Origin of the sequence: Actinosynnema sp. NPDC059335, from assembly GCF_042752395.1 — a bacterium.
In the GTDB taxonomy this organism is placed as follows: domain Bacteria; phylum Actinomycetota; class Actinomycetes; order Mycobacteriales; family Pseudonocardiaceae; genus Actinosynnema.
Window position 1 is genome coordinate 25125 of record NZ_JBHYXZ010000078.1, and the last position, 7551, is coordinate 32675.

Sequence of the window (7551 nt, forward strand, 5' to 3'; positions counted from 1 at the left end):
CGGGGGGGCCCCGGGCGGACCGGGGCCAACTCCGGGTTCAACCGGGCCCAGATCACCCCCCCGCCCGGCCCCCCCCCCGGGGGCATCCCCGGGTGGGGGCCACGGTCCGCGTGTTCGATGCGGTGCCATGCGCCGACTTCTCGTGGTCCTCCTGGTCGTCCTGACCGCCGTGCCGGGCGTCGCCACCGCGGCGGACGCGTTGCACTCGTGCGTCACGTGGGTCGAGGGGAACGCCGCCTCGGGCCGCTGCCACGGCAGCGGGACGTTCCGGCTCGTCGCGTCGTGCGACGACGGCCGGAAGGTGGACAGCTCGTGGCTCACCATCCGCGACGGCATGGGCCGCACCAAGGTCCGCTGCCGCACGACCGCCGTGAGCGCGGTGATCGAGCAGCGGCAGCCGGTGGCGCCCGTGATGTGAAGCACCACCGTTGGACAGGACATGTCCGACGTGGATGCTTCTACCCATGCACGGTGAACAGCACTACCTCGTGGGCCTGGACCTGACCGGCCGGCGGGTCGTCGTCGTGGGCGGCGGCACGGTCGCGCAGCGCAGGCTGCCCAGGCTGGTCGCGGCGGGCGCCAGGGTGGAGGTGATCTCCCCCGAGGTGACCCCGGCGGTCCAGGGCCTGGTCGACGGCGGCGAGGCGACCTGGCAGGCCCGCGAGTACGCCGACGGCGACCTCGACGGCGCGTGGTACGTGCTGGCCTGCACCTCCTCGCCCGAGGTGAACGCGAAGGTGGCCGCGGACGCCGAGGAGCGCCGGGTGTTCTGCGTGCGGGCCGACGTGGCGGTGAAGGGCACCGCGGTCACGCCCGCCGTCGGCGAGCACGACGGCCTGCTGGTCGGCGTCCTCGCGGGTGGTCAGCACCGGCGGTCCGCCGCCGTGCGGGACGCGGTGCTGTCGGCGCTGCGCGACGGGTCCACCGCCGACCACCACGACCAGCCCGCGGGCGTGGCGCTCGTGGGCGGCGGTCCGGGCGACCCGGACCTGATCACCGTGCGGGGGCGCAGGATGCTGGCGCGGGCGGACGTCGTGGTGGCCGACCGGCTCGCGCCGCGCGAGCTGCTGGACGAGCTGCCGCCGCACGTCGAGGTGGTGGACGCGGCGAAGATCCCGTACGGCCGGGCCGCCACCCAGGACTTCATCAACACCACGCTGGTCGAGCACGCCAAGTCCGGCAGGTTCGTGGTCCGCCTCAAGGGCGGCGACCCGTACGTGTTCGGCCGGGGCTTCGAGGAGCTGATCGCGTGCGCCGAGGCGGGCGTGCCGGTCACCGTGGTGCCCGGCGTGACGAGCGCGTTCGGCGTGCCGGCGCTGGCGGACGTGCCGGTGACGCACCGCGGCGTGGCGCACGAGGTGGTGGTCGTGTCCGGGCACGTCGCGCCCGACGACGAGCGGTCCCTGGTCGACTGGCCGGCGTTGGCGAGGCTGACCGGGACCGTCGTGATCCTCATGGGGGTGGAGCGGGCGGCGGCGTTCGCGGACGCCCTGATGGCGGGCCGTCCGGGCGACACCCCGGTGTCGGTGATCCAGGAGGGCAGCACCCGCACGCAGAAGGTCGTGCGGTCGACGCTGGCGTCCCTGGCCGGGGACATCGCCGAGCACGGCATCCGCCCGCCCGCGATCATCGTCGTGGGACCGGTGGCCGGACTGGCCGGGGAGCTGCCGTTCCGCTCCTGAGCGCCCACACCGCCCCGGCGGCGACCACGACGACGAGCCCGGCCGCCGCGGCCGGCGTCGTGCCGCCGGGGTGGACCAGCGGTTCGCCGTGCAGCGCCTGCCGGACGAGCAGCGCGAACAGGCCGGTGTAGCCGAGCGCGGCCACCGCGACCAGGCGGGTGCGCACCCGTTCGGCCAGGCCGAGCGCCGCCAGGCCCAGCGCCAGCAGGATCATCGCCTGGAGGCCGTGCATGCCGACGAAGTGCGGCACGCGCAGGTCGCCGCCGGTGGTGCTCCACCCGGTGAGCGGCAGGCCCGGTCCGCCGTCGGGCACGCCGACGCTGTGCCCGACGACCAGCTCGACCTCCCGGCCGCCCGCGTCGGCCACGGTGACCTCGCGGCGCTGCCCGAACATCAGGTAGCCGGAGGCCATGCCGAGGATCGCCAGGTACAGCCCGGAGCGCACGGCCGGCCGCACGTCCGGCCGCCCGAAGCGCTGGAACGACAGCACCAGCGCGAGCGCCACGTTGGCCAGGAACATCGCCGGGATGCCGAGGGCGAAGCTCGCCTGCACGAACTGGTTCGACGGGTCGTCGGAACCGTTGAAGTGGGTGAACGTGCCGCGGGCCGCCTGCACGACGACCAGCCCGACCTCCACGAACAGCACCACCGCGATGAACGTCGCCGCGCCCGACGTCCACCGCCGTCCCGGTGCGGGACGGACAGCAGCCACGACAGGGTGGCCGAGTAGACCGCCAACGACGCCGTGAACTTCAACGGCTTCGCCCGCAGCGGCGCGCCCTGGAGCACGCGCCCGTCGACCAGCACCGCCACCGCGCACACCAGCGCGCCCACCGCCATCACCGCGGCCACCCAGAGGGTCGGCCGGTGCCACGTCCTCGTCATGGCCGACAGCGTCGCCCGACCTCCCCGGCAAGATCACTGGTGCAGGCCCGGCGCCGCGCGGTGGGGCAGGCCCCCGGATGTGAGAATGCGGCCCGAGCCCGCCCGCACCGGCGGGCCGTGCGGAACGGGGTCGTGGCGTTGGCGGTCTGGGTTCGACTCGCGGGGGTGGGGCTGGCGAAGGTGCGGTTCGCCCACTCCCCGGTGTTCGAGACCGTCATGGCGGTGGACGGCCTGCGCACGCCGGGCGCGCACGCCGTGCACCTGCCGTGGGTGCGGTGGGCGCGGGACCGCCTGGACGACATCCCCGGCCTCGACGCGTTGCTGGCCCGGTTGGAAGGTCCGGCCAAACCGGGCGACCTGATGCCGGTGCCGGACGTCCGCATGCCGGACCTGGACGCCGAGCTGCGCCACGTGCCGCAGCCGGAGGCCGACATCATCCGCCGGTGCTACGAGCTGCTGATCGCGCCGCACTGGAAGCGCATCACCGCCGTCCTCGAAGCCGACATCGCGGCCCGCGCGGCGACGCTCGCGGACCAGGGCGTGGAGGCGGTGTTCCGGGACCTGCACCCGGAGATCACGTGGGCCGACGGCGAACTGGTCCTGCACCGCAAGCCCGAGCATCGGGTGGACCTGGCCGAGCACGGCCTGGTGCTGTGCCCGAGCGTGTTCTGCTGGCCCAAGGCGTGGATCGCGATCGACCCGGTGGGCCAAGGGGTGCTGCGCTACCCGGCCCGCGGCATCGGCACGCTGTGGGAGGAGCGGGCGACGTCCCACGACCTGGCGGCCCTGATCGGCCGGACCCGCGCGCACCTGCTGACGTTGCTGGAAGCGCCGAAGAGCACCACCGACCTGGCCGCGGCGCTCGGCGTGACGGCGGGGGCGGTGTCGCAGCACATCGCCGTGCTGCGGGCGGCCCGACTGGTGACGACGCGCCGTGAAGGCCGTTACGTGCTCCACATGCGCACTACGCGTGCCGACGCACTGCTGAGCTGACACCCCGCGCTCCGCAAACGCTTTCCCCCGAACGCCACCGTTACGGAGGCGGTTGCACCAGGTCCACGAGGAAGCGCTGGGCCAGTGCCTCGGAGCACAGGCCCTGCACCAGTTCGACGCCCTCGCCGAGTTCCTCCCCGCGCAGCGCGAGGCACCGGTCCGTGGCCGCGATCCGCACGCGGTACCGCCCGGCCGTCGGCGGGCCGGACGGCTCGAAGCGGAACTGTTGGGAGGCGCGGTCGTCGTCGCAGTCCTCGCGCGGTTCCAGCAGGTCCTGCCCGTCGCCCGACGTGATCGCGGTGAGGCACCCGACGTTGTGCACGGGGTGGTGCCACTGGATCTGCAGCAGGCCGTCCCCCAGCGGCTCCAGGTAGGTTCGCGGCAAGGCGGCCTGGTCGCACGGGCGCTGGACGGCGATCTCCGTCGGGTAGCGGCGCGACCGGTCGAAACCCTCGGTGACGCACAGGTGCGGCGTCCGGACGGGGCGGATCACCGCCCAGCTGCCCACGGCGGGGATCGGCAGGCCCGGCACTTGGGGAGTGGTGGTGGCAGCGGAGGTCGTCGTGCCACCGGTGACGGTTCGGATCCCGGCGTGCACCGCCACGCCGACGGCGGTCGCCACGCTCAGGGCTCCGACGACCGCGAGCGCCGCGACGATCCTGGGGACGTGGCGCGTGGGCGTCGTCGGCTCGGGGGCGGCTGGGTCGCCGGCGAGACGCCTGCGTGCCTCGACCCACAGCCGGACGTCCGGCTCGTCGAGCCCGCACGCCTTGGCGAACTCCTCCACGAACGGCTCGCGGGGCAACGTCGAGCGGCTGAGGGCGGTGGCGATCGTGCTGGACGGCAGGACCGCGCCGTTGGCCGCGGCCTTGCCCTCGAGTTGGCGGTAGGTGAGCCCCGACCACTTGCGCAGCCGGCGGAGGGCGTCGGTGAACTCGACGGCGTCGGTCGCGTCGCCCGGTTCGGGGCGACCGGTCGGTCGCCGGCGACCGTCGTCGCCCGGCCGGGATGATCTCACCGACAAAGGATCGTGCTTTGTCCGGTGTGCCGTCGATACGCGAAACGGGTTGTGCGGTCGAATCGCTCTCGTGCATTCATGCCGAGTCGGCGGGAAAACCGCTACTTATTCGTGTCCAGGGCGACTTCCGGGCACACCGGTCAGTGTCGTTTTGCCTGTTCAACGTGCTTGTTCGTGGTGTTCGGGCCCGTTTCGAACGTCTCGTGCGCCGTTCGGCCCATTCTTGAACGCGGTCGGGAATCGGCTCGCCGGTTCGGGATAGTCCCGAACCCGCGGCGCGGTTGCGCGGCAGTGGGCCGGCTGTGGAACGTCGGGAGCGGAATCCCAACGACCAATGGAGGACACTGATGGCATCACGCAGACTCGTGGCGGCGTTCGGCGTGGTCGGGGCTTTCCTCGTCTCCCTGGTGTCGCCCGCCGCGCAGGCGGACCAGGCCACCGACGCCGCTCCGCTCGCCTGCCGTCAACACGACCACTCGGCGAAGGACACGTTCAACAACGGCTACCCGGCCAAGTCGAGCGTCCCGGTCCGTTCCAGCGGCCCTTACGCCGACTGCTCGATCGACGGCTCCATCGACTCCAGCACGCGCCTGCACTACCACTGCTACACGACGAACGACGTCGGCAACACGTGGACGTGGGTGCGCGTGGTGGGCAGGGACATCGCGGGCTGGGTCTGGGACGAGAACCTCCAGGGCTACGGCTCCTCGGTCCGCTGCTGAACGACGCTCCGGATCGGACCGCGCGACCGCCTGGCGCGGGAGCCCGGGGTGCTGCCGGCCGACGACGGCGTCGGGCCGCCGGTGGACCGGTGCTCGGACGCCGTCCGCGCGGGAACGCGAGGGCGGAAGCCCCGCCAAGCTGCGTGCGAACGCGAGAGCAGGGATCTCCGCCAGCCTGCGCGGTAACGCGAGAGCAGGGGTCCCCGCCAAGCTGCGCGGGAATGCGAAAGCAGGGGTCCCCGCCAAGGGGACCCCTGCTTTTACCCTGCCACAACGGTCCGACGATGTCGGGCCGTCGGTGGTCGGTTGTGGACTAGTGCTGCGCCACCCGGCGGGGACGGCCGGAGGCCGCGCCCGAGCCGCCGCGCTCGCGGTCGAAGCGACCGCCGCGGAAGCCGCCGCCGTTGCGGCGAGGGCCGCCACCGCCGCCGCCACCACGACGGGCGCGCACCGGGATCTCGGGCTCCACGACGGGGACGCCGCTGGGCACCCGCGCGCCGGTGATGCGGATCAGCTCCTCGTCACCGGGACGGACCTTGGTCGACGCCGGGCGGATGCCCGCCCGGGCCGTCAGGCCCTGCACGGCCCGCCGCTGGTCGTGCGTGACCAGCGTGACGACGACACCGGACTGGCCGGCGCGCGCCGTGCGGCCGGCGCGGTGCAGGTAGTCCTTCGGGTCGGCCGGCGGGTCGACGTGCACGACGAGGCTCACGTCGTCCACGTGGATGCCGCGCGCCGCCACGTCGGTGGCGATCAGCACCGGCGTGGTGCCCTCGCGGAACTGGCCGAGCACCCTCGTCCGCGCGCTCTGCGCCTTGCCGCCGTGCAGCGCGCCCGCGTGCACGCCCATCGACCGCAGCTTCTTGGCCAACCGGTCCACGTGGTGCTTGGTGCGCACGAACATGATCGTGCGGCCCTCGCGCGCGGCGACCTCGGTGACCACGTTCTGCTTGTCCTCGGCGGACACGAACAGCAGGTGGTGCTCCATCGTGGTGACGCTGCCGGTGGGCGGCGACACCGAGTGGACCACCGGGTCGTGCAGGTACTGGCGCACCAGCTTGTCCACGTCGCCGTCGAGCGTCGCGGAGAACAGCAGCCGCTGGCCGTCCTGCGGGGTCAGGTCGAGGATGGCCCGCACCTGCGGCATGAAGCCCATGTCCGCCATCTGGTCGGCCTCGTCCAGCGCGGTGAACATGACCTCGGACAGGTCGGCCGTGCCCTGCCGGACGTGGTCGGACAGCCGGCCGGGGGTGGCGATCAGCAGGTCCACGCCGCGGCGCAGCGCGTCGACCTGGCGCGGGAACGACGTGCCGCCGACGACCGTGCGGCACCACAGGCCGAGGGCGCGCGCGAACGGGCTGAGCGCCTCCTCGACCTGCATCGCCAGCTCACGGGTGGGCACGAGCACGAGGGCACGCGGCTTGAGCGGCTTGGCCCGACCGCCGGTCAGGCGCGACAGCAGCGCCAGGCCGAACGCCAGCGTCTTGCCGGAGCCGGTCTGACCGCGACCGAGGAGGTCGCGGCCCGCCATGGCGTCCGGCAGCGTGGCGGCCTGGATGGGGAACGGCTCGGTGATGCCGGCCTGCTCGAGCGCGCGGAGCAGCTCGTCGGACAGGCCCAGCTCGGCGAACGAGGGCAGCGGGCCCTCGGGCACGGTGCTCTCGACGTGGTCGGGAATGGTGGTCGCCTGCTCCACGACGGGAGCGGGACGACGGTTGCCCTGGCCAGGGCGCCTGCTGCGGGGCTTGCGGAACTGCTGGCGCTCGGAACGGCCTTGGGACATCGTGGGCAAAACAAACCTCCGGGACACGGCACGTCTCGAGGATTGCTCTGCTTGAGCAGGCGCGATCGCGGGGACGGGCCCGGCGCGCGGATCGCGCCGATAGTGGTTGGGGAGCACCACCGGCCACTCTGGCGGCCTGGGGCGCTTCGTGGCGCCACCGGGCGGTGCACCACTCAGTCTAGCTGATCACGCGACGGAGTTCGTCATCCCGGCGGTGTTCTAACGCACACGACCGGTCCGCCGCACTCCGCCGACGATCACCGTGAACCGCATCAGTGCAGGTCACGGGCACTACAGCGCCCCGTCTGCCCGGGTCGACCGGCGGGGCGGGCACCAGCTGAACGGAGCAATGCGGACCGGCGCGGTGCGCACCGCCCGGGGGGCAAAAGGGCTGCCCCCGATGGCCCCGGCGGCGCCGCGCGAGCGCCCCGCGCGCGCAGCGCCCACGGGGGGGCGCGGAGGGGGAGG

General features: G+C 73.7%; 7 protein-coding genes. 4 read left to right on the forward strand and 3 right to left on the reverse strand.

Annotated features, from left to right (window positions below; all coding sequences use genetic code 11):
* Nucleotides 1–127: 127 nt before the first annotated feature.
* Nucleotides 128–418, forward strand: coding sequence for a hypothetical protein (locus ACFXGA_RS23570; protein ID WP_378091087.1), 291 nt, complete (start codon nt 128–130; stop codon nt 416–418).
* A 46-nt stretch (nt 419–464) separates the two neighbouring features.
* Nucleotides 465–1682 carry a uroporphyrinogen-III C-methyltransferase gene (gene cobA / locus ACFXGA_RS23575; RefSeq protein ID WP_378091089.1) on the forward strand — a complete coding sequence of 406 codons (1218 nt, stop codon included), beginning with the start codon at nt 465–467 and terminating at the stop codon, nt 1680–1682.
* Here the strand turns inward: cobA and ACFXGA_RS23580 are convergent.
* Complete coding sequence (locus ACFXGA_RS23580; protein ID WP_378091091.1) at nt 1627–2394, reverse strand: hypothetical protein; 768 nt, start codon at nt 2392–2394, stop codon at nt 1627–1629. The two genes, cobA and ACFXGA_RS23580, sit on opposite strands and share 56 nt — an antisense overlap.
* A 290-nt stretch (nt 2395–2684) precedes the next feature.
* On the opposite strand from ACFXGA_RS23580, the gene ACFXGA_RS23585 reads away from it, so the two are divergent.
* Nucleotides 2685–3560, forward strand: coding sequence for a DUF5937 family protein (locus ACFXGA_RS23585; RefSeq protein WP_378091093.1), 876 nt, complete (start codon nt 2685–2687; stop codon nt 3558–3560).
* 40 nt (nt 3561–3600) lie between these two features.
* Here the strand turns inward: ACFXGA_RS23585 and ACFXGA_RS23590 are convergent, their stop codons facing one another.
* Nucleotides 3601–4578 carry a helix-turn-helix domain-containing protein gene (locus ACFXGA_RS23590; protein ID WP_378091094.1) on the reverse strand — a complete coding sequence of 326 codons (978 nt, stop codon included), beginning with the start codon at nt 4576–4578 and terminating at the stop codon, nt 3601–3603.
* A 347-nt stretch (nt 4579–4925) separates the two neighbouring features.
* On the opposite strand from ACFXGA_RS23590, the gene ACFXGA_RS23595 reads away from it, so the two are divergent.
* Nucleotides 4926–5300, forward strand: a complete 375-nt coding sequence (locus ACFXGA_RS23595) for a hypothetical protein (protein ID WP_378091096.1) — start codon at nt 4926–4928, stop codon at nt 5298–5300.
* A gap of 313 nt (nt 5301–5613) precedes the next feature.
* Here ACFXGA_RS23595 and ACFXGA_RS23600 read toward each other — a convergent pair whose 3' ends face one another.
* Nucleotides 5614–7083, reverse strand: a complete 1470-nt coding sequence (locus ACFXGA_RS23600; protein ID WP_378091098.1) for a DEAD/DEAH box helicase — start codon at nt 7081–7083, stop codon at nt 5614–5616.
* Nucleotides 7084–7551 lie beyond the last annotated feature (468 nt).

Excerpts from the sequence above, each read along its gene's own strand:
- ACFXGA_RS23570 (WP_378091087.1), top strand. The coding sequence starts at position 128 with ATGCGCCGACTTCTCGTGGTCCTCCTGGTCGTCCTGACCGCCGTGCCG.
- cobA (WP_378091089.1), top strand. The coding sequence starts at position 465 with ATGCACGGTGAACAGCACTACCTCGTGGGCCTGGACCTGACCGGCCGG.
- ACFXGA_RS23595 (WP_378091096.1), top strand. The coding sequence starts at position 4,926 with ATGGCATCACGCAGACTCGTGGCGGCGTTCGGCGTGGTCGGGGCTTTC.
- ACFXGA_RS23600 (WP_378091098.1), bottom strand. The coding sequence starts at position 7,083 with ATGTCCCAAGGCCGTTCCGAGCGCCAGCAGTTCCGCAAGCCCCGCAGC.